Annotated in this window: 24 protein-coding genes; 4 read left to right on the forward strand and 20 right to left on the reverse strand. The window is 65.7% G+C overall.

Going from position 1 to position 23,304, the window contains the following annotated elements; genetic code table 11:
* Positions 1 to 49 precede the first annotated feature (49 nt).
* The 18 genes from ACYVF5_RS10970 to mraZ form a co-directional block, all read right to left on the reverse strand.
* A complete protein-coding gene (locus ACYVF5_RS10970) occupies positions 50 to 958 on the reverse strand; it encodes an RluA family pseudouridine synthase (protein WP_460946632.1) in 909 nt (302 codons plus the stop codon).
* Between the two features lie 11 nt (positions 959 to 969).
* Complete coding sequence (gene lspA / locus ACYVF5_RS10975; RefSeq protein WP_460946245.1) at positions 970 to 1,575, reverse strand: signal peptidase II; 606 nt, start codon at positions 1,573 to 1,575, stop codon at positions 970 to 972.
* 4 nt (positions 1,576 to 1,579) lie between these two features.
* Entirely contained in the window at positions 1,580 to 2,179 is a 600-nt protein-coding gene (locus ACYVF5_RS10980) for a DivIVA domain-containing protein (RefSeq protein ID WP_460946247.1), read from the reverse strand.
* Between the two features lie 114 nt (positions 2,180 to 2,293).
* On the reverse strand, positions 2,294 to 2,593 hold the full coding sequence (locus ACYVF5_RS10985; protein WP_460946249.1) for a YggT family protein: 300 nt from the start codon (positions 2,591 to 2,593) through the stop codon (positions 2,294 to 2,296).
* 7 nt (positions 2,594 to 2,600) lie between these two features.
* Positions 2,601 to 3,086, reverse strand: coding sequence for a cell division protein SepF (locus ACYVF5_RS10990; protein WP_460946251.1), 486 nt, complete (start codon positions 3,084 to 3,086; stop codon positions 2,601 to 2,603).
* Positions 3,087 to 3,122: 36 nt separating this feature from the next.
* The gene (locus ACYVF5_RS10995) at positions 3,123 to 3,815 is read right to left on the reverse strand and encodes a YggS family pyridoxal phosphate-dependent enzyme (RefSeq protein ID WP_460946253.1); all 693 of its coding nucleotides are present in this window, start codon (positions 3,813 to 3,815) and stop codon (positions 3,123 to 3,125) included.
* Entirely contained in the window at positions 3,816 to 5,024 is a 1,209-nt protein-coding gene (gene ftsZ, locus ACYVF5_RS11000) for a cell division protein FtsZ (protein ID WP_460946255.1), read from the reverse strand.
* A 176-nt stretch (positions 5,025 to 5,200) separates the two neighbouring features.
* Complete coding sequence (locus ACYVF5_RS11005) at positions 5,201 to 6,169, reverse strand: cell division protein FtsQ/DivIB (protein ID WP_460946257.1); 969 nt, start codon at positions 6,167 to 6,169, stop codon at positions 5,201 to 5,203.
* A 44-nt stretch (positions 6,170 to 6,213) separates the two neighbouring features.
* Positions 6,214 to 7,611, reverse strand: coding sequence for a UDP-N-acetylmuramate--L-alanine ligase (gene murC / locus ACYVF5_RS11010; protein ID WP_460946259.1), 1,398 nt, complete (start codon positions 7,609 to 7,611; stop codon positions 6,214 to 6,216).
* Positions 7,612 to 7,735: 124 nt separating this feature from the next.
* Entirely contained in the window at positions 7,736 to 8,812 is a 1,077-nt protein-coding gene (locus ACYVF5_RS11015; protein ID WP_460946261.1) for a UDP-N-acetylglucosamine--N-acetylmuramyl-(pentapeptide) pyrophosphoryl-undecaprenol N-acetylglucosamine transferase, read from the reverse strand.
* The gene (locus ACYVF5_RS11020) at positions 8,809 to 10,119 is read right to left on the reverse strand and encodes a peptidoglycan glycosyltransferase FtsW (RefSeq protein ID WP_460946263.1); all 1,311 of its coding nucleotides are present in this window, start codon (positions 10,117 to 10,119) and stop codon (positions 8,809 to 8,811) included. Before ACYVF5_RS11020 ends, ACYVF5_RS11015 begins: the two co-directional genes overlap by 4 nt.
* Positions 10,091 to 11,605 (reverse strand): UDP-N-acetylmuramoyl-L-alanine--D-glutamate ligase, encoded by a 1,515-nt coding sequence (gene murD / locus ACYVF5_RS11025; RefSeq protein ID WP_460946265.1) that lies wholly within the window; start codon positions 11,603 to 11,605, stop codon positions 10,091 to 10,093. The genes ACYVF5_RS11020 and murD overlap by 29 nt, the downstream gene beginning before the upstream one ends.
* A complete protein-coding gene (mraY, locus tag ACYVF5_RS11030) occupies positions 11,602 to 12,699 on the reverse strand; it encodes a phospho-N-acetylmuramoyl-pentapeptide-transferase (protein WP_460946267.1) in 1,098 nt (365 codons plus the stop codon). The genes murD and mraY overlap by 4 nt, the downstream gene beginning before the upstream one ends.
* Positions 12,693 to 14,108, reverse strand: a complete 1,416-nt coding sequence (locus tag ACYVF5_RS11035) for a UDP-N-acetylmuramoyl-tripeptide--D-alanyl-D-alanine ligase (protein WP_460946269.1) — start codon at positions 14,106 to 14,108, stop codon at positions 12,693 to 12,695. The genes mraY and ACYVF5_RS11035 overlap by 7 nt, the downstream gene beginning before the upstream one ends.
* Positions 14,109 to 14,202: 94 nt before the next feature.
* Entirely contained in the window at positions 14,203 to 15,972 is a 1,770-nt protein-coding gene (locus ACYVF5_RS11040) for a peptidoglycan D,D-transpeptidase FtsI family protein (protein WP_460946271.1), read from the reverse strand.
* A gap of 37 nt (positions 15,973 to 16,009) precedes the next feature.
* On the reverse strand, positions 16,010 to 16,606 hold the full coding sequence (locus ACYVF5_RS11045) for a hypothetical protein (RefSeq protein WP_460946273.1): 597 nt from the start codon (positions 16,604 to 16,606) through the stop codon (positions 16,010 to 16,012).
* Complete coding sequence (rsmH, locus tag ACYVF5_RS11050) at positions 16,603 to 17,556, reverse strand: 16S rRNA (cytosine(1402)-N(4))-methyltransferase RsmH (protein ID WP_460946275.1); 954 nt, start codon at positions 17,554 to 17,556, stop codon at positions 16,603 to 16,605. Before rsmH ends, ACYVF5_RS11045 begins: the two co-directional genes overlap by 4 nt.
* A 102-nt stretch (positions 17,557 to 17,658) precedes the next feature.
* Positions 17,659 to 18,090, reverse strand: a complete 432-nt coding sequence (mraZ, locus tag ACYVF5_RS11055; RefSeq protein ID WP_460946277.1) for a division/cell wall cluster transcriptional repressor MraZ — start codon at positions 18,088 to 18,090, stop codon at positions 17,659 to 17,661.
* Between the two features lie 289 nt (positions 18,091 to 18,379).
* Between mraZ and ACYVF5_RS11060 the strand changes: the two genes are divergently transcribed.
* Entirely contained in the window at positions 18,380 to 18,730 is a 351-nt protein-coding gene (locus tag ACYVF5_RS11060) for a YciI family protein (RefSeq protein ID WP_460946279.1), read from the forward strand.
* Complete coding sequence (locus ACYVF5_RS11065; RefSeq protein WP_460946281.1) at positions 18,721 to 19,926, forward strand: RNA polymerase sigma factor; 1,206 nt, start codon at positions 18,721 to 18,723, stop codon at positions 19,924 to 19,926. The genes ACYVF5_RS11060 and ACYVF5_RS11065 overlap by 10 nt, the downstream gene beginning before the upstream one ends.
* Before the next feature lie 207 nt (positions 19,927 to 20,133).
* Here ACYVF5_RS11065 and ACYVF5_RS11070 read toward each other — a convergent pair whose 3' ends face one another.
* Positions 20,134 to 20,523 (reverse strand): DUF3040 domain-containing protein, encoded by a 390-nt coding sequence (locus ACYVF5_RS11070; RefSeq protein ID WP_460946634.1) that lies wholly within the window; start codon positions 20,521 to 20,523, stop codon positions 20,134 to 20,136.
* A gap of 76 nt (positions 20,524 to 20,599) precedes the next feature.
* On the opposite strand from ACYVF5_RS11070, the gene ACYVF5_RS11075 reads away from it, so the two are divergent.
* On the forward strand, positions 20,600 to 21,703 hold the full coding sequence (locus tag ACYVF5_RS11075) for a polyprenyl synthetase family protein (protein ID WP_460946283.1): 1,104 nt from the start codon (positions 20,600 to 20,602) through the stop codon (positions 21,701 to 21,703).
* A 9-nt stretch (positions 21,704 to 21,712) separates the two neighbouring features.
* Here ACYVF5_RS11075 and ACYVF5_RS11080 read toward each other — a convergent pair whose 3' ends face one another.
* Positions 21,713 to 22,054: an Rv2175c family DNA-binding protein gene (locus tag ACYVF5_RS11080; RefSeq protein ID WP_460946285.1), complete on the reverse strand. Its 342-nt coding sequence runs from the start codon at positions 22,052 to 22,054 to the stop codon at positions 21,713 to 21,715.
* A 149-nt stretch (positions 22,055 to 22,203) separates the two neighbouring features.
* Here ACYVF5_RS11080 and ACYVF5_RS11085 point away from each other — a divergent pair, with 149 nt between their 5' ends.
* Positions 22,204 to 23,253 carry a LysM peptidoglycan-binding domain-containing protein gene (locus ACYVF5_RS11085; protein WP_460946287.1) on the forward strand — a complete coding sequence of 350 codons (1,050 nt, stop codon included), beginning with the start codon at positions 22,204 to 22,206 and terminating at the stop codon, positions 23,251 to 23,253.
* Positions 23,254 to 23,304: the final 51 nt, after the last annotated feature.

The following is a 23,304-nucleotide window of genomic DNA, read 5'->3' on the forward strand; positions in this document are numbered from 1 at the left end:
GACTGACGATGGTGGTGAGTGACCAGCTTAAACGCCTGACCCGACATCCTCAGTCTGCGCGCAGGACGTCGAGTGCGTGTCGCAGGTCGTCCGGGTATTGCGAACGGAACGTGACGCGATCCCCCGAGGCCGGGTGGGTGAACGAGAGCTCAGCCGCCTGCAGCCACTGCCTGGTGAGGCCGAGCCGAGCCGAGAGCGTCGGATCGGCGCCGTACAGCGGATCGCCGACGCACGGATGCCGCTGTGCGGCCATGTGCACCCGTATCTGATGTGTGCGCCCCGTCTCCAGATGGACAACGAGCAGCGAAGCGCTCGGGAAAGCCTCGACTGTCTCATAGTGGGTGACGGACGGCTTGCCCTCGGCCGTCACGGCGAACTTCCAGTCGTGCTTCGGGTGTCGCCCGATCGGCGCGTCTATCGTGCCGGCAAGGGGATCGGGATGCCCCTGCACGACCGCGTGGTAGATCTTCTCGACCTCGCGATCGTGGAAAGCGCGCTTCAGCGCCGTGTAGGCCCTCTCGGATTTCGCAACGACCATCAGGCCGCTCGTGCCCACATCGAGCCGATGCACGATTCCCGCCCTCTCGGTCGCCCCGGAGGTCGCGATTCGATACCCGGCCCCCGCGAGGGCGCCGAGCACGGTCGGTCCGGTCCAGCCGATCGACGGGTGCGCGGCCACTCCGAGCGGTTTGTCCACGACGACGATGTCATCGTCGTCGTGGACGACCCTCAGATCGTCGACCACAACGGGGACGACGGTGGGCGCCTGCCTGGGCTCCCAGGCGACGTCGAGCCACGCCCCGGCCCGCAACCGGTCCGACTTGGTCAGCACACGCCCGTCGAGCGTGACACCGCCGGCGTCTGCCACGTCTGCGGCGAAGCTTCGCGAGAATCCCAGGAGCTTCGCAAGACCCGCATCGACGCGAGCGCCGTCCAGGCCGTCTGGGACCGGCAGCATACGGTTCTCGGTCACGGCGAGACGTCGTTCTCGTTCTTCGACGCGTGAGCCTGTGCCCCAGGGTCATCAGCGGACAACTCGACCGGTTCGTCGCTGTGCTCTTTTGCGTCTCGCGAGCCGTCCAGCCTGATCCCCCTGATGGTGAGGATCACGAAGATGGCCATGCTCGAGACGATGGCGATGTCGGCGACGTTGTAGATCGCAGGCAACATCCACGGCGTCGAGATGAAGTCGATCACGTGTCCAAGTCCGAAGGACGGCTCCCTGAAGAAGCGATCCGTCAGATTTCCGACGACCCCCGCAAGGAGCAGCCCGAAGACGATCCCCCACGCGATCGAGCGGATCCTGCGCGCCAGGACCAGTATCGCGATGGTGACCGCGCTGGCGAGGATCGAGAAGATCCAGGTGCTCCCGCTCGCGAGCGAGAAGGCGGCACCCGAGTTCCGGACGAACTGAAAGATCAGGACGTCACCGAAGATCCTGTACTGCTGGCCCTCGACGAGGTTCGTGAGGACGAGATGCTTCGTGACCTGGTCGAGCGCATACGCGACGACCGCAACAGCGGCGAGCATCACGAGCGCCCGGCCACCGGAGTGACCGGTGCGCGCGGAATCCAATGCGTCAGGCGTTGGAGGTCTGGGCGAAGCTCGAGCCGGACTGGCTGCCGGATCCTGCATCGAGGTCCTTCAGGTGACCTTCGATGTATGCACGGAGCTTCTGGCGGTAATCACGCTCGAAGATGCGAAGCTCATCGATCTTGCGCTCGAGTGCTCCGCGCTCCTCGTCGAGGATCTCCATCTGCGCGCGCTGCTTGGCCTCTGCCTCAGCGACAACGCGGGCGGCGGTGGCGTGACCCTCTGCGATGAGTGCGTCGCGCTTCTCGGCGCCCTCGCGCACGTGCTCGTCGTGCAGCCGACGAGCGAGCTGCAGCAGACTGCTCGAGCTCTCGGAATCGTCAGCGCCCACTGCCGCCGGCTGTGCCGGAGCGGGGACCGGCTCGGCGGCCACCACGGGCGCGGCAGCTGCGACAGGGGCGCTCTGGCCCTCGCCGGACTCGGCCTTGGCGAGCCGCTCTTTGAGTTCTTCGTTCTCCTGCGTCAGTCGGCGCAGTTCGACGACGACCTCATCGAGAAAGTCATCGACCTCATCCTGGTCATAACCCTCACGAAACTTCGTCTGCTGGAACTGCTTATTGACTACATCTTCCGGAGTGAGCGCCATGGCTTTCCACCTTCAACTTGTAACGACTCTTTGAACGTGCCCACGCTAGCAAACACCACGGCGGTGTTCCCTGAGCGACGCACAACACACGTGAAGAATACCCTGTGCAGGCACCTACCGCAGGATATTGACCACCGTCATCGCGATGATCACGCAGAGCATCGTCAGACTCCAGCCGAAATCGAGCGCGAGCGCGCCGATCCGCACCGGCGGCAGGATTCTGCGGAAGAAGCGAATCGGAGGGTCGGTGATCGAAAAAACTATCTCAGCGGCGACGAGACCCGCGCCACGCGGACGCCATTGGGGCTTCAGACTGCGCGCCAGATCGAGGCCGAACCTGGCCCACATGGCGAAAAAGTACAGCAGCAGCGCAAAATAGAGAATATTGCCGACGAGCGATATAACGAGGTCCACCCGTCAATTATTGCTGAGCGAAGAAGGTTGCTTCGCCCTCGGCTGCCGCAACGCCTGAATCGCCGAGCACAGCCACGTGTTGCGGCGAGAGGAGGAAGACCTTGTTCGTGACGCGCTCGATCTTGCCGTAGAGGCCCTGCGAGAGACCGCTCGCGAAATCGATGAGCCGGCGCGCGTCTCCCTCACTCATCTGAGACAGGTTGATGATGACGGGCACACCCTCGCGGAATGTTTCTGCGATCACCTGCGCGTCACGGTACTGCTTGGGGTGAACGGTCAGAATCTCGTTCAGCTCGCTCGGCGCAGCCTGTTTGGTGACGGTCGGGCGACGCAGAGGCGTCACCGGCGCTCGGTTGGCCTGCGCGGGCACAGCCTGCGGTGCTGCCTGGGGCTGCGCTGCGGGAGCCGCCTGCTGACCGGACTCCTGCTCGTATTCGAGTTCGTCGTCAGCAAGACCCAGGTACACCATGGTCTTCTTGAGCGGGTTGGACATCGCTACCTCCGTTTGAGCTGTTGGTTCACCATGAGATTAACCTCCATCGGGCCGCTTGCCGGTGATTGCAGCGCCAATCCGAAGGTGTGTCGCGCCCTCGAGCACGGCTTCGCGAAAGTCCTGGCTCATGCCGGCCGAGATCGCCGACGCGTGCGGCGCGAGCGCCCTCACACGCTCAGAGGCCTCACGCACTCTCGCGAACGCGCGGCGGGGATCCTCGCCGAGCGGAGCGACAGCCATCACGCCGAGCAGCCTGAGCGAGCTCGCGCCGAGCACCCGTTCGACGAGCGGATCGAGGTCGGCCGCCGCCACCCCGCCACGAGCAGGGTCGTCCGTCAGATTCAGCTGCACGAAACAGTCGAGCCTGCCGGTCTCCTCTCTCCCCGCCGAGTCGAGTGCATCCACAACGGATGCCCGGTCGAGCGAGTGCACCGCATCGGCGTAGCGGCGGACCTGCCGTGCCTTCTTGGACTGCAACTGTCCGACGAAATGCCACCGCAGATCCGCGAGGTCGCGAAGCTCGTCTGCCTTCGCCTGCGCCTCCTGGTGCCGGTTCTCTCCGATGTCGCGCAGGCCGAGGCGATACAGGTCGTCCACCAGCCTGGCAGGGTGGAACTTGGTCACCGCGATGAGCGTGACCTCATCGGGACGTCGACCCGCTGACCTCATCGCCTCGGCCACGCCCTGGCGCACACGATCGACTCGCTCGGCGAGTGTCGTGCCATCCATCTACTTCAAGAAGTCCGGGATGTCGAGCTCGTCTTCGTCTGCGAAGGCCGGGTCGGCCGCAACGGGCGGCGCGGCGAGAGCCTCTTCGCTGACCTTCCACGCATCACCGCGGGGCTCGGAAGGGGCCGGCTGGGTCTCGGTGAGAACCGCGGCCGGGCGCTCACGAACCTCACCTCCCTCAGCTGCGGCGGCCGTGCTCTTCATCACACCACCGGTCGAGAGAACAGCATCCGCTCGCGGCTCCACCTGTTTGGCCGGCGGTTCTCCGCCATCGAAGCCCGCGGCGATCACGGTCACGCGGACTTCGTCGCCCAGGGTGTCATCGATGACGGCGCCGAAGATGATGTTCGCCTCCGGGTGCACGGCCTCTTGCACGAGTCTGGCCGCGTCGTTGATCTCGAAGATGCCGAGGTTCGAGCCGCCCTGGATCGAGAGGAGCACACCGTGCGCGCCTTCGATGCTCGCCTCGAGCAGCGGAGAGGCGACCGCGAGCTCTGAGGCCTTGATCGCGCGGTCCGCGCCGCGCGAAGACCCGATACCCATGAGAGCCGAGCCCGCGCCCTGCATCACGCTCTTGACGTCTGCGAAGTCGAGGTTGATGAGGCCTGGTGTGGTGATGAGGTCCGTGATGCCCTGGACGCCGGCGAGCAGCACCTGATCCGCCGTCGAGAACGCTTCGAGCATGCTGATGCCCCGGTCGCTGATCTCGAGCAGCCTGTCGTTGGGCACAACGATGAGCGTGTCGACCTCTTCTTTCAGCTTCGCCACGCCGAGCTCGGCCTGCGCCTGGCGACGACGGCCCTCGAATCCGAACGGCTTCGTCACCACACCTATCGTGAGTGCGCCGATCGATTTCGCGATGCGCGCGACGACAGGGGCGCCCCCGGTGCCGGTTCCGCCGCCTTCGCCGGCGGTCACGAAGACCATGTCGGCTCCGGCGAGTGCTTCTTCGATCTCTTCGGCGTGGTCTTCAGCCGCACGGCGCCCCACCTCGGGGTCGGCGCCGGCGCCGAGGCCCCTGGTGATCTCACGGCCGACGTCGAGCTTGACGTCGGCATCGCTCATCAGCAGGGCCTGTGCGTCTGTGTTGATGGCGATGAACTCGACCCCACGGAGTCCGAGCTCAATCATGCGATTGACAGCGTTGACCCCGCCGCCGCCGATGCCGACGACTTTGATCACGGCAAGGTAGTTCTGGTTTGTAGTCACGTCCGGCCTCCGGTGAGAACTCTCAACCTCAAGTTGAGGTTTAAAGTTTTGCTCAGTATGCATTTCTTGAACCTGACGTTAGATCGACTCGGTGCTCGCGCGGGGATGCCATCCGCGTGTCGTCAAGTCCACGAAGAAATGAGCGGGTTCTCACGCACGCAGCACGGGCGGAGCCGTCATTCCGCGCGCACGACCGGTACGTCGGGCGACGAGACGTCGAAATAGGGCGCGTTCGGATACTGCACGAGCAGCGCCTCGAGGACGGCTGTCTTCAACGTCGATTCCTCCGCGCTCCCCCAGACGATCTGCTGCCCGGTATCCCTCAGGGTGAGTGCGACGTCGTCGGCGCTCCCGGCCCTCACCGTGTCCACTCTCGTCGACAGCGTCTCTGGAAGCGCTCTGATCACGGCCGCCGCCGACTCGAAACCGTCACCGGCAGCGTCCGAGTCCACGGTGATGAGAGGATAGCTCTCCGGTCGCGTCTCGCTGGCCTCGATCACAACGCCCGCGGCGTCCACGACATTGAACCCCTCACCCGTATCGATGACCCCGACCGGAGTGCGCTCCACGATGCGGACGACGAGGGTGTCCGGCGGCCTGCTCTCGACCGAATAGGACTGGATCAGCGGGAAGCCGACGAGCGCAGCTTTGATCTCACCCTCGTCGATGAGGGGAAACGGAGTGCCGATCTGGGATTCGAGGTCCGCGATGACAGCATCGGAACTCACGCGGTACGAGCCTTCGACAACGATCTGGCGCACGCTGAGCAGTGGTGTGTAGGCGAGAAGCACCGCGATGAGAGCCAGCCCGGCCACAGACGCTATTCCGATCAGCCACCCGATGCGCCGTCGGCGTGAGGCAGCCGTGAACCGCCGGATCTCCTGACGCTCAACCCGGCGTCGGCGTCTTGCCGCCTTCTTGAGCGCCGCCGTCGACCGCAGGTCATCGTCGTTGTCGCCGTTGTGGTTCGACTCACGCGCGCCGGAGACGCTTTCAGTCGCCACGGCGTCGAACAGGGGAACCGGGGCGGCCACACCCTCGTCCGCCTCGGCGGTCGTCCGATCCGCGCTCGGCGACACCGGAGCGTCTGCTGCGGCAGGACGCCCGGCCGGGCTGGCGCGACGGAAGCCTGCCGGTCTCTTCACCTCATACTCGTTCCTGCGTCGATCATCGTGGTCTGTTCCCGAGCTCAGGTTCGGACTGCAGCGAGCGAGCCCAGCAGCTGCGGAACGATCCGATAGACGTCGCCGCAGCCGAGCGTGATCACAGAGTCGCCCGGGCGAGCGATCCGGGCGACATGATCGGCGGCCTCCTGCCAGTCCGCGATGAACGCCACGCTGTCCGCCTCGGCGAAGCGCTCCGCGACAAGAGCACCGGTCACACCGGGTTCAGGGTCTTCACGAGCTCCATACACATCGAGAACCACGGTGAGGTCCGCATGCTCCTCGAGCACCGAGGCGAACTCCCCGGCGAACATCCGTGTACGACTGTAGAGGTGCGGCTGATGCACCGCGATGATCCGCCCCTCGCCCACAACGCTCCTCGCACCGCTCAGGGCTGCCGCCACCTCGGTCGGATGGTGTGCGTAGTCGTCGTAGACACTGACACCGCCCACCGTTCCGTGCAGCTCGAAACGGCGCTGCGTCCCTCCGAACTGCGAGATCGCCCTGAGCGACTCGTTCGCCCCGAAGCCGAGCCCGACCAGAACCGCGAACGCGCCGGCGGCGTTGATCGCGTTGTGGCGGCCAGGGACACGGAGCGTCGCCCCGTTGTCCTGGCCGCGGTAGCTGATGACGAACGAGACGGGGCCAACAGTCGAGATGCCGTGAACCCTCACGTCGGCATCCTCGTGCTCGCCGAAGGTGATGACGTGCTTGTCTGAGATTCTCTCGGCCACACGCCGCGCGCCCGCGTCGTCGGAAGAGATCGCGACCAGCTCGCTCGCATTCCGGACGAACGTCACAAACGCGTCTTCAAAGGCCTCTGGCGAGCCGTAGTGGTCGAGGTGGTCCGCGTCGACGTTCGTCACGAGCGCGACGGACGTGTCATAGAGCAGAAACGAGCCGTCTGACTCGTCCGCTTCGACGACGAACAGATCGCCCGACCCGGATGCACTCGATACACCGAGGGACTCGATCACTCCCCCGTTGACGAAACTCGGGTCCTCCCCCAGTTCGATCAGGCCGGTGACGATCATTCCCGTCGACGTCGTCTTGCCGTGCGCCCCCGCGACCGAAACGAGGCGGTGACGACGGATCAGCCAAGCCAGCGCCTGAGAGCGATGCAGGACGGGAAGGCCCCTGCGCAGCGCTTCGAGGTATTCCGGGTTGTCTTGCCAGAGGGCGCCGGTGACGACAACGGTGTCTGCGTCGCCGAGGTTGGCCGCGTCGTGTCCGATCTCCACGGATGCTCCAAGCGCGCGGAGGGCGTCGACGTTCGAAGACTCCCTCAGGTCGGAGCCGGAGACGGTGTGCCCCGCCTGCAGAAACAGCCGCGCGATCCCGCTCATCCCCGACCCGCCGATCCCGACGAAGTGCACGGTGCCGGGGTCGTCGGGTAACTCGATCGTGAAGTCCGGTTTGATCACTGGGGATTGCTCTTCCTGTCGCTTTCGGCTGCGGTTGCCACGTCACGCTTCCGAGGCCTCTTGTGGTGCCGGGGTGTGCTGAGACGTGACCCCGGGTATCCGTTATAGCTCACGTCGCTGGCAATCAGCGCGATGCCGCTGCTCGGTCGATCAGGCCGATCATGCGTGTCGTGCCGTCCCGGGTTCCCATCAGGCGGGACTGCACGGCCATGTCGTGCACACGCGTGCTGTCCCCGATGAGGGGAACCAGCTCCTCTTTCACCCAGGACGGCGTGAACCGTGCGTCATCGACGAGCAGGGCGCCACCGGCTTGCACAGCGTCTGCGGCATTGAACCGCTGCTCACCGTTTCCGACCGGGTACGGCACGTACAATGCGGGGATGCCGAGGGCCGAGAGCTCGCTGACCGTTGCGGCTCCCGCTCGCGAGATCGCGAACCGCGCGAGCGAAAGGGCGAGGTCCATACGGTCGCAATACGCGATCATCCGGTAGTGGTCCGTTCCCGGGTCTTCGAGGTCCGAGCGGTCGCCGACGATGTGCAGGATCTGATAGCCGGCGTCGATGATCTGCCGACGCGACTCGAACACCGTCTGGTTGATGCGCCTGGCCCCGAGGGACCCACCCGTCACCAGCATGGTCGGCGTGTCTGGGTCGAGGCCGAACTCCTCCGAGGCGGCATGCCTGGCCGTCTGTCTGTCGAGCTGTTCGATCTCGCGGCGCAGTGGCATTCCGACGTACTCGCCGTTCCTGAGGTTCGTGCCGTGGAAGGCGATGCCGACGAACTCGGTGGACCTGGCGCCGAGACGGTTCGCGAGCCCCGGTTTCGCGTTCGCCTCGTGAATCGCGAACGGGATCCTCGATTTCTTCGCGGCCGCGTATGCCGGTGCCGAGGCATACCCGCCGAATCCGACGACCACATCCACGTCCCGCTCGTGCAGGATCTGGGTGACACGACGAACGGCGCGCAGGTACCGGGAGCCGAACGTCATGGCATACAGGCTCGGCCGACGTGGGAACGGCAATTTCTCGATGGTGAGCAGCTCGTATCCGCGTGCGGGGACGAGCCGTGCCTCGAGGCCCTCACGGGTGCCGAGCACAAGCACAACGGCATCAGGATCTCTGTGTGTGAGACCGTCGGCAACGGCGAGGAGCGGATTCACATGGCCGGCTGTGCCACCGCCCGCGAGCAGATATGTTGTCATCGAAGCCTCTGTCTGGCGGAGTGAGTGGAAGGATCAGGTGATGTGCCCGGCCGTGCGCGTGCGAACGAGAGCACGATTCCGACAGCGGCGAGCGAGGTGAGCAGCGCCGTGCCCCCCGCGGAGATGAACGGAAGCGGCACACCGAGCACCGGCAGCACACGGAGCACAACGCCGATGTTCACAAACGCCTGTCCCACGAGCCACACCATGATGGCGCCCGTTGCGATCCGCACGAACGGGTCTGGACTCGACCGGATCACCCGCACGAACGCGATGGCGAGCACCACGAACAACAGCAGGACGACTGTGGCACCGACGAGCCCGAGCTCTTCGCCGACGATGGCGAAGATGTAGTCGTTCGATGCGGCGGGCAGCCAGGAGTACTTCTCACGCGAATTGCCGAGCCCGAGCCCGAACAGCCCGCCGTTCGCCAGAGCCCACGTTCCGTGAAGCGGTTGCCAGCAGAGGCCCGCGTAGTCGTTTGCGCACTCCTGATCGAAGAGAATGCCGAAGCGTGCCATTCGATTCGCGCTCGTGAGGGTCATCGCCGCGAAGAGCGCTGCCCCTGCGAGCGCGATGACGGCGAGGTGGCGCAGCTTGATCCCCGCGAAGAACATCCCGCCGAAAAGCAGCAGGCTCATGATCACGACCGTGCCCAGATCGTGACCGAGCAGCACGAGTCCGACCGCTCCGCCACCGAGCGGGATCACGGGGACGAACGCGTGCTTCCAGTCCGACAGCAGATCGAACTTGCGCGTGAGCACAGCGCCCATCCAGACCGCGAGGGCCAGCTTCAACAGCTCCGACGGCTGCCCGGTGATCGGGCCGACGGCTATCCAGTTGCGGTTTCCGCCGTCGGTGATGCCGAGCGGTGTGAACACAAGAAGCTGCAGAAAGACGGCGCCGCCGAGCGCGGCCCAGGCCCACTTCTTCCAGAACCCGACGGGGATGCGGCTGAGCACGAGCATCAGGGGAATGCCGATCACGGCATACGTCGCCTGTTTCCAGAATCCCCCGAAAAACCCCTGGTCGTCGAGAAACGAATCGACAGACGACGACGAGAGCACCATCACGAGGCCGACGACGACCAGGAACAGGGTGGTGCCGAGAAGAAGAAAATACGTGCCGTTCTCTGAGGTCTGCAGCCGGCCGAGGGATATCCGGGCGGTGCGCGCGCGCGGTTCGTCGCTCGTCCGGGGTGCGTGCCCACGGCTGTTCCCTGGCGCGGTCGCGCCGGGCGCGCCGGTCAGCGGAGAGCCTGGCTCACGCGAACGGCGGCTATTCCGGGCCGTCGGTGGGGCGCTCATTCGCCTCACCTCCCCATCTCGCTCTCACGGCTTCTGCGAACAGCCGTCCCCGCTCCGCGTAGTCGGCGAACTGGTCCATGGACGCAGCCGCCGGCGCGAGAAGGACGACATCGCCGTGTGCGGCGAATGCTCCGGCGTGTTCGACCGCCTGTGGCATCACATGATCAGTCTCATCTGTGACGACCTCTGCGAGCGGAACCTCGGGCGCGTGTCGCCTGAATGCGCGGAGCACGTCGTCGCGGTCTCGGCCGATGACGACGACACCCCTCAGACGGGAGGCATGCCTCGCGACGAGCTCGCCGATGTCGACGCCTTTCAACAGCCCGCCGACGATCCAGACGATCGAGGGGTATGCCGCGAGCGAGGCGTCTGCGGCGTGCGCGTTCGTCGCCTTCGAGTCGTCGATCCAGGTCACCTGAGCGGCAGTCAGGACGTGCTCGATGCGGTGCGCATCCAGATCGAATTCACCGAGCGCGGATCTGATCTGCTCGGGAAGCACTCCGAAGGATCGTGCGAGCGCGCTTGCGGCGAGGATGTTCGACACCACGTGGGGTGCATCGAGGCCGCGCCTGCCGAGGTCTTCCAGTGTGACGATCTCGAGGGCGTTCGACATCCGCTCATCGAGGAACGCGCGGTCGCACAGGATTCCGTCGACGATGCCGAGATCGCTCGGACCGGGGACACCGAGGTCGAAGCCGATCGCCCTGGCGCCCTCGACGACGTCCGCACGCTCCACCATCGCCCGCGTGGCATCGTCGGACTTGTTGTAGACGCATGCCACGCGCGTGTTCTCGTAGACGCGTGCCTTCGCGTCGACGTAGGCATCACGGGTTCCGTGCCAGTCGATGTGGTCATCGGCGATGTTCAGGCAGACCGCCGAGTACGGCGATACCGCGTTCGCCGGGTCCTGAGCCCGAAGGTAGTGCAGCTGGTAGCTCGACAGCTCGACGACGAACACGTCGAATCCCTGTGGATCGCGAACGGCGTCCAGAACGGGAACACCGATGTTGCCGCACGGCGCCACCCGTTTTCCCGCGGCCCTGATCATGGTCGCGGCAAGCTGCACCGTCGTCGTCTTGCCGTTCGTGCCGGTGACGAGAATCCACTCGGCCGGTGTGCCGACCTTGTCTCTCACCCTCCACGCGAGCTCGACATCGCCCCAGACCGGAATTCCCTCGTCTGCCGCCCATACGAGAAGCGGGTGGTCTGGCCTGAATCCGGGTGAGACGACGATGACCTCGGGTGTGTGGTCGACGAGCTCGGCAGGAGGAGACCCGAGGTCACCGTGCACGAGCTTCGCACCGATGACGGGCACAAGCGCTGCGCGTTCGTCTGCGGCGGACGCCGCGACGACCAGCACGTCCGCCCCGAGCTCCGTGAGTGTGTCCGCTGCCGAGAAGCCTGTGACACCGAGGCCGAGCACGGCGACTCGAAGCCCGTTCCAGTCCGCATGCCAGCTCGTGAGGGTTCGGAGTCGCCCGTTCATACCTGTCTGGAGATCCACTCGAGATAGAACGTGCCGACGCCGGCCGCGACGAGCAGCCCGCCGATGATCCAGAATCGCACCACGACCGTGACCTCTGCCCACCCCTTCAGCTCGAAGTGGTGGTGGATCGGGCTCATACGGAAGATCCGTTTGCCCTTGGTGAGCTTGAAGTACCCGCGCTGCACGATCACGGAGCCTGCTTCGATCACGAACAGCCCGCCGATGAGCACGAGCAGCAGTTCGGTGCGGGTGAGGATCGCGAGGGCGGCGATCGCGCCGCCGAGCGCGAGCGAGCCCGTGTCTCCGAGGAAGATCTGCGCCGGAGAGGTGTTCCACCAGAGAAAACCGATGAGCGCTCCGCAGATGGCGGCGGCGACGATCGCGAGGTCGAGCGGGTCCCTCGCGTCGTAGCATTTGAACGCCACGTCGTCTGCGACGCCGCCGAAGCACGACTGGTTGTACTGCCAGAAACCGATGACCACATACGAGCCGATGGCCAGGATCGATGCACCGGTCGCGAGCCCGTCGAGCCCGTCTGTCACGTTCACGCCGTTCGACGTCGCAACCACTATCGCGCTCGTCCAGAGCAGGTACAGCACAACACCGATGATGGGTCCCGCGAGCAGCAGGTTGATCGGAAGATCCCTGGTCAGCGAGATGGCGCCGGATGCCGGAGTGGCGCCGTGTGCGTTGGGAAAGCTGATCGCGAGAAGGCCCCACGCTGCTGCGACGACGACCTGCCCGATGACCTTCGCCCAGCCGCCGAGCCCGAGGCTCTGCTGCTTGCGGGTCTTGAGAAAATCGTCGATGAAGCCGACGATGCCGAGCCCGACCATCATGAACAGGACGAGCAGGGCCGACATGGTGATGTGGTCGCCCGTGATGAGCATGGCCGTGAAGTAGCCGAACAGTGTTCCGACGATGATGATGATGCCACCCATCGTCGCCGTTCCCCGCTTGGCGTGGTGGGATTGCGGGCCGTCGTCTCTGATGAACTGGCCCCACTCCAGCTTCTTGAAGAGCCGTACGAAGAGCGGCGTGAGAAAGAGTGAGAAGGCGAGAGACAACGCACCCGCCGTCAGGAGAGCTACCACGAGTACAGACCTCCAAGCCGGTCACCGAGATGTCGCAACCCGGCAGAGTTCGATGATTTCACGAGCACCGTGTCTCCCGGTCGTAATCCTGCGGCGAGATGGTCATATGCGGCGTCTGCGTCGTCGAAGTACAGCGACTCGCCGTCCCATGAGCCCTCGTTGATGGCTGTGATGTGCATACGCCTCGCCTCTGGACCGATCACGATGAGTTGCGAGATGTTGAGCCTGACCGCTTGAAGCCCGATGCGGTCGTGTTCGTCCTGCGAGAACTCGCCGAGCTCGGTCATGGCGCCGAGAACGGCTATCGTCCTCCCGTCGCCCTCGCGCAGCTGCGCCAGAGTCCTGAGCGCCGCCGACATCGAGTCCGGGCTGGCGTTGTATGCGTCGTTGATGATGGTGACGCCGTCTTTGCCTCCGAGCACCTCCATACGCCAGCGCTCGGCGCGCTCGAGCGCGCCGAGCGCTTTCGAGCAGTCCTCGAGCGAGACATCGAGTGCGTGCGCGACGGAGATGGCCGCGAGGGCATTCATCACGTGGTGCTCCCCGAGAACGCGCAGGTGGATGCGCGAGCTCTCCCCCGACGCGAGCGTCACGGTGAATGTTGTGCCCGAGCGGTCGGCGACGATGTCACTCGCACGAACGTCCGCTTCGGGATGCAGCCCGAACCAGAGCACGCGCGCCGGCGTCAGCTCGGCCATCGCGGCGACCCTCGGATCGTCGCGATTGAGCACGGCGAGGCCGTCTGCCGGCAGGTCCGTCACCATCTCGCTCTTCGCCACGGCCGTACGTTCGATGCCGCCGAACTCCCCGGCGTGGGCCAGACCGACCGAGAGCACAACGCCGATGTCCGGCCGTGCCATGCGCACAAGCCGCGCGATCTCGCCAACCGAGTTCGCCCCCATCTCTGAGATGAGATACCTGGTGTCGTCCGTGATGCGGAGCATCGTCAACGGCGCACCCACCCAGTTGTTGAACGACCCCTTCGGAGCGACGGTCCGTCCCCGGGGCGAGAGGATGGCCGAGAGCATGTTCTTCGTGGTCGTCTTGCCGTTCGAACCGGTCACACCGACCACCGTTATGTCGCCAGACGACCTCACCCGCTCGACGACGAGGCGTGCGAGCTCACCGAGGGCGATCACGGCATCCTGCACGATCACCTGCGGGATCTGCTCGTCGACCTCGTGCTCGACGATGGCGAGCCGGGCACCCTTCTCGCGTGCCTGCCGGACGAAGTTGTGCCCGTCTGTCGTCTCGCCCGGCTTCGCCACGAAAATGCCGCCCGGCACGATCTCTCGCGAGTCGGTCTCGACCGGGCCTGACACGGTGGTCCGCCCTGTCGCGTCTGTTCCGTGGAGCGCGAGGACACCGTCGAGGTGTGCGGCGATACCGGCAAACGAGATTTCAATCATGGTGAGGGTCTTTCAGAGGCGCGTCGCTGCAGGGCAGGCGAGCCGGACGACACGGTATGCGACCGGCCGGCCGGCGTCGACGCAGGCTCACGGGTCAGTACCAGCCGGGGTAATCGGGCGCTGGCTCGGTCGATGGCGGAATTCCGTATTTCTTCGCGACCTGGAGCACGGCCTGCTGAAAGACCGGCGCAGCGGACTCAGAAGTCCGATGCGTCTGCGGCTGGTTCAGATGGACGGTGATCGCGTACTCCGGGTCCTCGGCCGGAACGAGTCCGGCCATCGAAGAGAAATAGGTCGACTTGAGTTTACCGTCCTCCCAGATCTCACCCGTGCCAGACTTCGCAGCGACGCGGTAACCGGGGATTTCGAGATCCTCCGAGAGGAAGCCGTCCGTCACCACGGTCTCCATCATGCCGACGGTCTGATCGGCCGCCGCCTCCGAGAAGACTCGGTTCCCGTCGCTCTCTTCGGGAACGCCGGTCGTTGTGCCGTCCGGGTATGTGCATCCCTCTGTCAGCTGCAGTGGAAGCTGCACTCCGTTGTTGCCGAGCGCCTGATAGGCGCTCGCGATCTGCAGGGCAGAGGTCTGCACCGCCTGCCCGAACATGGTGGTGTACCAGGTCTGGTTGTCCCATTCCTGCCACGGGTGCAAGACACCCGGCTCTTCACCGGGAAAATTCAGCCCACTCGTTTTTCCGAATCCGAGGTCGGCGAGGTAGTCGTAGCGGGTCTCGGCGCTCAACTGTTCGCCCAGAATGCTGAGACCGGTGTTCGACGACTGCTGGAGCACACCCGAGAGGGTGAGCTGATACGGGTCGTGCGGAACGGCGTCTTTGATGCTCGCACCGTTGCTGGGGTTGTAGCGGTACTCGGCGAGCACGTGTGTCGACGGGTCGGCGACGCCCTGGTCGATCAGCATCGCGGCGGTGAGCGGCTTGAAGATCGACCCCGGCTCGAACGGATACTCGAAGGCCTTCGATCCTTGCCGCTCGGCCCCAGGAGCATTGGGGTCTGCCGCGCTCGACTCTGCGATGGCCCTGATCTTGCCGGTCTTCACCTCTGTCACGATCACGGTGCCCCACTGTGCGCCCGTCTTCTCCACCTGTGCGCTGACCAGCTGCTGCAGATACCAGTTCAGGTCGGAGTCGATCGTGAGTTCGAGTGTTCCGCCCGGTTTCGCCGGCTCGGTGACGACAGTGGTCCCCGGCAGCGCAACCCCGTCTTTGCTCTGCTGGTACGCCTGGGTGCCGTCGACCCCGGTGAGGCAGTCGTTCTCTGAGAGCTCGACACCCTCCAGTCCGTGCTGGTCCGTGCCGACGTAGCCGACGACGTTGCCGGCGACCGCTCCGAGCGGATACACCCGGCCAGAGGTCTGCTGTGGATACAGCCACCAGATGTCGAGCTCGACGAGCCTGCGGTAGGTGTCGTAGTCGACGCTCTTCGTCAGGTAGGCGAAGTTCGAGTCCGGGTTCTCGCCGAGCGCGGAATCGATGATGGTGCGCAGCTCCTCCGCCGTCTGCCCCGTGATCGCCGCGATCTCGGCCAGGAGCTCGTCGACGGGAACCTTCACTTCTGACCCGTCGTCTGCGATCCGTGTGATCGCTGACACGTCTCGGGGCGAAACTGTGATGTCGAAGAGGGTGACGCTCGAGGCGAGCACGGTGCCGTTCGTGTCGACGATGTCACCCCGGAGAGCGTGGATCGTGCTCGAGGTTCCCGTTTTGGCCAGGGAGTCGGCGACGAGTTGGTCGGCTCGCACCACCTGGATGTCGATGAGACGAACGACGAAGGCGCCCACGACCGCGACGATGCAGACGATCGCTATGGCGATGCGTCGCCTGGTTGCGAGTGAATATCGTGCCACGCCCAGTCCCGTCTGCAGTGCTGACAATCGGGGCAGGTCAGCGTGTGTTCGGTGACGGCAGCCCGTTTTCCAACGATATGGTCGCCGGCGGCGCCTGTGCGTCCGACGCGCCACTGTCCGCAGCATTCGATTCAGACACAACGCCGTCAGAAACCGTGACGAGCGGCACGCCGTCCAGCAGCGAGTTGCCGACGAGAAGAGTGCCCGAATACTCGGATTCCTCTGCGGAGGCCGCGGCCGGAACACCGACGATTCCCGCATCGGAGAGCCTCAGATAAGCCGGAGTGCCGCCGATGACCATCCCGAGCGCCTGAGCGTTGGCGGCGAGATACTGCGGAGACGAGATGTGGGCGACCTCCTCTGCGAGAGCCTGTTTCTGCCAGTCGAGTTCCGTCTGCCGGGACTGGAGGGACGACACGTCGTATGCCCCCTGGCTGATCCCGACACTGAGCAGCAACTGCGCGACGACGATGCCCAGTACGCCCCCGATGACGATGATCGCGTATACGAGCTTCGGTCTGGTGCGGGTGGCCGGCGCTGCGGGAACCGCCCTGATGCGGGACGGCGCCGATGGCGCCCTTACCGGGGCCGGTACGGGGCTGAGAGAGTGTTTGCGGGCTGTCGCGCTGCTCATCGTGGTGTCCTCACTCGCTCAGCCGCGCGAAGCCTGACGGGCTTCGCGCGGGGGTTCTCTGCTCTCTCGCCCTCGCTCGCGAGCTCCGCGCCACGCACCAGCAACCTGAACATCGGGCTGTGCTCAGGCAGCTCGACGGGCAGACCCGCGGGCGCAGACGAGGCTGCTCGCTTCTGGAATTCCCTCTTCACGATGCGGTCCTCGAGTGACTGGTACGAGAGCACAACGATCCGGCCGCCGTTCTCGAGCAGGTCGAGTGCCGTCGGGATGGCTTCTGCGAGCACGGAGAGCTCGCTGTTCACCTCGATGCGCAGCGCCTGGAATACCCGTTTCGCCGGATGCCCCGTGCGCTGCACGGCCGCCGGCGTCGCGTCCCTGATCAGGGAGACGAGCTGCTCAGATCTCGTGAGAGGCTCCCGGTCTCGTGCTTGGACGATCTTGCGGGCGAACCGCGGGGCGAGTTTCTCTTCGCCGTATTCATAGAAGATGCGCCGCAACTCCCCCTCGCTGTATGTCGCGAGGACGGTTTCTGCGGTGAGCTCGCTTGTGTCGTCCATACGCATGTCGAGGGGGGCGTCCTGGGCGTACGCGAATCCGCGCTCGGCCCGGTCGAGCTGGAGCGATGAGACACCGAGGTCGAAGAGGATGCCGCTGACCGGCCCCACTCCGAGATCTGAGACAGCCTCGGCGATGCCGTTATAGACGGTGTGGACGAGATGCACACGGTCGGAGAAGGCACTGAGCCGCCCCTCGGCTATGGCTAGCGCGTCTCGATCACGGTCGAGGCCGACGAGCACAAGATCGGGGAACCTCTCGAGCATGGCCTCGGCGTGACCGCCCATTCCGAGTGTCGCGTCGACGAGAACAGCGCCTGGGCGCTCGAGGGCGGGGGCGAGCAGCTCGACGCAGCGCGAGAGCATAACCGGTGTGTGAATGCGATTGTCGTTCATGGCGGGCCGGGAGGACCCTGAGACCTGATCCCCATCCATTCCGACCTGGCACCGGGGAAGTGTGTCAGGGCGAGTGAACGGCTGGGAGTCGGGCACCAGGGGCTAGAAGAGTCCCGGAATCACCTCCTCGGCGGTTTCGGAGAACGCGGCCTCCTGCTCGGCGAGGTAGGTCTCCCAGCCTTGCGAATCCCAGATCTCGGCGCGGGTCCCCGCGCCGATCACCGTGAGCTCGCGCGTCAGCCCCGCATAGCTGCGCAGTGCAGACGGAATCGTCACCCTGTGCTGCTTGTCGGGCGTCTCTGCGCTGGCGCCCGAGAGGAACACACGCAGATAGTCACGAGCCTGCTTGCTCGTGACGGGAGCCTGACGGATCTTGTCGTGGAGCGCTTCGAACTCGCGGGTGGAGAACACGTAGATGCAGTTCTCCTGGCCGCGGGTCATAACGACTCCGCCCGCCAGCTCGTCGCGGAACTTCGCGGGAAGGATGATCCGGCCCTTCTCGTCGAGCTTGGGGGCGTAGGTACCGAGAAACACCGCTCACCTCCCCCTCCGCGTCGGCGATCTGCCTTCATGCCTCCACTTTACTCCACTATCAACCACAAATCCACGAAATATCGCAACAATCGGACACTGGGTCCCTCAGATCCCCGTAATAACGGGGATGCCAGAGGTGGAGGGATATGGAGTCAAATGGCACAAAAGACCCTCAGATGCACGCCTCGGGGACCGCGAGCACCTTCGGGCAGAATGTCCATAGGAGGCGCGCCCGTTCGTCTTCTCAGTGAGCGCCCCGTCCTCCGAGGCGCCGAGAGAGGAAATGACCATGAAGTACCTGCTGATCCTCGCCGCCGACGAGTCGACGTATGCCGCGCCCGGCACGCCCGAGGCCGAGGCGGAGATGGAACGCTTCGCCGCACTCGGCGAGGAGCTCGAAGCCGCGGGCGCGCTGCTCGGCGGCGAGGAGCTCGAGCTCGCGAGCACCGCGACCACCGTGCGCGTGCGGGGCCGCGACACGCTCGTCACTGACGGCCCCTTCGCCGAGACGAAGGAGGCGCTCGGCGGGTACTTCGTGCTCGACGTGCCCAGCCTCGACGACGCGATCGCCTGGGCAGCACGGATCCCGGTGGCCGAGTACGGCTCCGTCGAGATCCGTCCCATCCGCGAATGGAGCTGAGCCTCGATCGCGTCTTTCGCGAACACTGGACGCGGATCGTCGCCGTGCTCGCGAGAGACACGGGAGATCTCGGCCTCGCCGAGGAGTGCGCCCAGGAAGCCTTCGCCGCGGCGATCGGGTGGGGCGATGCCCCACCCGAGAACCCCGCCGGTTGGCTCTACCGCGTCGCGCGCAACCGTGCGATCGATCGGCTGCGGCGCGAGCGCTTGGCGCACGCGCACGCGACCAGCCTGCGCGCGGACCCCGCGCTCCGGGCCGGATGGGACCGCCGGGATCCGGACGCCGCGCTGCTCGAGACGGTCTTCGGCTGCTGCCACCCCGCGCTCCCCCTCGAAGCGCAGATCGCGCTGACGCTGCGCTACGTCGCCGGGCTCAGCACCGAGCAGATCGCGCGGGCCTTCTTCGTGCCGACCGCGACCATGGCCAAGCGCCTCGTGCGCGCGAAGCACAAGATCCGTGCGTCCGGGATCCCGTTCTCCGTCCCCGAGCAGCTCGCGGAGCGGCTCGCCGCCGTACTCCAGGTCGTGTACCTCGTCTACAACGCCGGCCACGCGGATGCCGGAGCAGACGACGGGCGGGAGGACCTCTGCATGGAGGCTCGCGCGCTTGCGGAGCTCCTCACCCGCCTGCTGCCGGGCGAGCCCGAGGCGCTCGGCCTCGCCGCCCTGCTCGAGTTCACCGACGCTCGCAGGCCGGCGCGACGCGCCGCCGATGGCCGCCTCGTGCTCCTCGACGCGCAGGACCGGTTCCTCTGGGATCGGCGTCTCATCGAGCGCGCGCACGCCCGCATGGAACGCGCCACCGCGCAGCGTCGCATCGGCCCCTTCCAGTTGCAGGCCGCGGTCGCTGCAGTGCACGCCTCGAGCCCCGGCTACGCCGAGACCGACTGGGTCACCGTCGTCGCGCTCTATCGCCGGCTGTACGCGATGTCGCCGTCGCCCGTCGTCGCACTGAACCTCGGCTGCGCCCTGGCCGAGGAGTCAGGGGCGGCCGGCGGCCTCGCCTTCATCGAGCGGCACGTGCACGGTCTGGACGACTACCCCTACCTGCACGCCGCGCGAGCGCGCCTGCTCGAGCGCCTCGGCCGCTCGGGCGAGGCGGCCCGCCAGTACGAGCGGGCGATCGCGCTCCTGGGACGGACGCCGGAGCAAGAAGACCTGCTGCTCCGGCTGGCCGGGCTCCAGGCGAGAGCGTGAGCGACCGCCGGCACCGGGAAGGCCCCGAATGGTGTGAGCACCGCCACGGTGGACTGACGTCTGCACGCAAACACCCTGCTCAAACGCGCCTGCTCAAACACAGTTGGCTTGCGTCGCTGCAGGGTTCTGCTCACCTCCCATGCGGGCACAAAAAAGGCCGGCCCGAAGGCCGACCTGTTTCAGTGAGAACGTGGAGGGAAGTGGAGGCTAGCGTTCGTCCTGGCGCTTGTCCCAGCGATCGTTCAGACGATCCATGAGGTTGACGTTCCGCTTCGACCCGCCCGCCTTTGCCGCGTGCAGCCGGTCCTCTGCGCTCGGCTCATGATCGGATGCGACCCTGGTCGGGGTGATGGCGACCATGACTCCGGCGAGCATAATCGCAAAGCCGACGATGCCGACCACGGCGAGCTGCATGATCACACCAGCGACGAGTGCAGCGATTCCCGCGATCGTGATGACACTGCCGAGCGCAATGCTTCGATACGTCGGACGCCCTCTATGGTCGCCGCTGGTCGACACAACATCCGCGTCGTTGCGGTATAAATTGCGCTCCATCTCATCGAGAAGACGTTGCTCCTGTTCAGACAGTGGCATGATGTTCCCCTCCAACCCGGGTATCACGCAGGTACATCGGTTCCAATTCTAGTCACCTCTGGATGGCTAGGCTAGCTACGTGAGCGAAACCGGAAATCTCTTTGATCTTGTGCAGTCTCGTATCGATGAATTCCTGGACTCCCGTGAACCCATTCTCGCCCGGATCAGCCCTGACCTCTTGCCCTTCTGCCGGTTCTCTCGGGACTTTCTCAGCGGTGGAAAAAGATTCAGGGCGAGCTTCTGCTACTGGGGATGGAACAGCGTCGTCGCCGCGGCCGAACGGCGCCAATCCCCGCAGCACATCGACGCGATCGTCTCGGTGGCGAGTGCCCTCGAGGTCTTCCACGCGGCGGCTCTTGTGCACGATGACATCATCGACCGGTCGGACACCCGGCGGGGCGCGCCGAGCGCCCACCGGATGTTCGAACGGATGCACGCAGACGGCGAGTGGGACGGCCCTCCTTCTGACTACGGCGAGGCATCGGCGCTGCTGCTCGGCGACCTGCTGCTCGGCTGGAGTGACGAGCTTCTCGACGAAGGGCTCTGGGCTGCTGCAGACATCCGCACCGCTCGCAGCACCCGCCTGGAGTTCACGAAGATGCGCACCGAGGTCACCGCCGGGCAGTACCTCGACATCCTCGAAGAACGCGCCTGGCGACGGCATCCGGACGACACCCACCTGGAGCGCGCTCAGCGTGTGATCACGTACAAATCGGCGAAATACAGCATCGAAAGCCCTCTGGTCATCGGAGCGCTGCTCGCCGGGGCGGACGATGCGCAGGTCTCTGCCCTGCGCAGTTATGGACTCCCCCTCGGCATCGCGTTCCAGCTGCGAGACGACATCCTCGGAGTCTTCGGCGATGCCGAGGTCACCGGCAAGCCGAGCGGAGACGACCTGCGTGAGGGAAAGCGCACGGTCCTGGTCGCGATCACCAGGAACGGCCTGCCTGCTCCCGCCCGCCGGATCTTCGACGAGCTGATCGGCGACCCCGAGCTCGATCCTGATCAGGTCGCCTCACTGCAGGCGACCATCAGGCAGTCGGGGGCTGTGGCGAGGGTCGAAGAGCAGATCGCCGGTTATGTGCGCGAGGCACGCGATTCCCTGAATGGCGCTCCGCTCGCGAGCGAGGCCGTCAACAATCTGCGCGAGCTTGCCGATGCCGTGACCCGGCGCACCTACTGAACCCGCGGGTCAGGCCAATGCCTGGGCAACGCGCCTCACTTCGGTCTTTCGACCGGAGCGAAGGGCGTCGATCGGCGCGACACCGAGGCTTTCGTCGGTCGTCAGCAACCACTCCATCGCTTCATCGTCTGTGAACCCCGCATCGGACAGCACGAAGACCGTGCCTCTCAAGTCTCCGAGGGGCTGATCGTCCACAAGAAAATCAGCGGGGACCTTGAGCACCCCGTCTCGCCTGACCGCGAGGAGTTGTTTGTCTTCGATCAGTCGTCTGACGCGGCTCTGGGTCAGGCCGAGCAGGTCGACGAGGTCGGGAATTGTCAGCCATTCTCTGTTTTTATGCGCGTCACTCACAACCACGAGTCTGCCATGACAGACCCCGGTTCCCCTCCAGATCTCGCATTTCCAGTGCCTGACGCCTTGTCACATCAACCACATTGGTTGACTCGAGTCGCACGGTGTGCCACCGTAAGAGAGGCTTGTCACTCGAATGGGGGCCACCAATGCCGACACGCACCGCTCGCCGACTCACCATGCCGATCGTCGTCGCGGGCTCACTCGCCGCGGCGATGAACCTGACCGGGCCGATTCCCGCGGGAGCAACCGAGTTGCCACAACGTTCCGAGCGCCGGTCACCTGAGCGATCGGATGCCGAGCAGAGCGCACACCTCGCTCCAGGAGCGCTCACCGGCACCAGCCGTCAGGGAACCGCTCCCCAGGCTGGACCGGCGGCATCGGCACCCCACAGCTACACCGTCGCGGCGGGCGACACGATCAGCGGAATCGCCGCCAGATACGGCCTCGCCACGGCGAACGTTCTCGCGCTGAACGGGCTCAGCTGGTCGAGCACAATCTACCCGGGGCAGATACTCGTTCTCACGAGCGCCGCCGCTCCTGCCGAAACGGCTCCGCCCCCGGCGAGCCCGCCCGCGGCGGAGACCTCGTACACGGTCATCGCGGGCGACACCGTGAGCGGCATCGCCGCCCGATACGGGCTGTCGGTCGATGCGATCCTCTCGGCGAACGGACTGCAGCGGGCGAGCATCATCTATCCGGGTCAGCAGCTCGTCATCCCCGGCGTGTCGACGACTGCGCAACCGGCTCAGCCGCCCACAACCGAACCGATGCCGGACGCCGATGTCACCGCACTGAGCGCCGAGATGGCCGCGAACGCCCGGATCATCATCGACACCGCCAGGTCGATCGGCGTGAGCGACCGCGGAATCGTGATCGCGTTGGCCACCGCGATGCAGGAATCGACTCTGCGCAACCTCGACAACGGGCACCTCGACTCCCTCGGTCTCTTTCAGCAGCGTCCCACCCAGGGCTGGGGCAGCCCCGCAGAGATCATGGACCCGGTGAGATCCACACTCGCTTTCTTCGGCGGCGCGACGAACCCGAACGCGGGGTCGACGGCCGGGCTGCTCGACATCCCGGGCTGGGAGCAGATGAGCGTCACCGATGCCGCCCAGGCCGTGCAGGTCTCGGCCTATCCAGACGCCTATGCGGCGTGGGAACGATCGGCGACCGCCTGGCTCGCCGAGCTCGGCTGAGACGTTCACGATTCCATCACGAATGGGAGCGATTCCGCCCTCGCGCGGTGT

The organism is Okibacterium endophyticum (genome assembly GCF_054780075.1).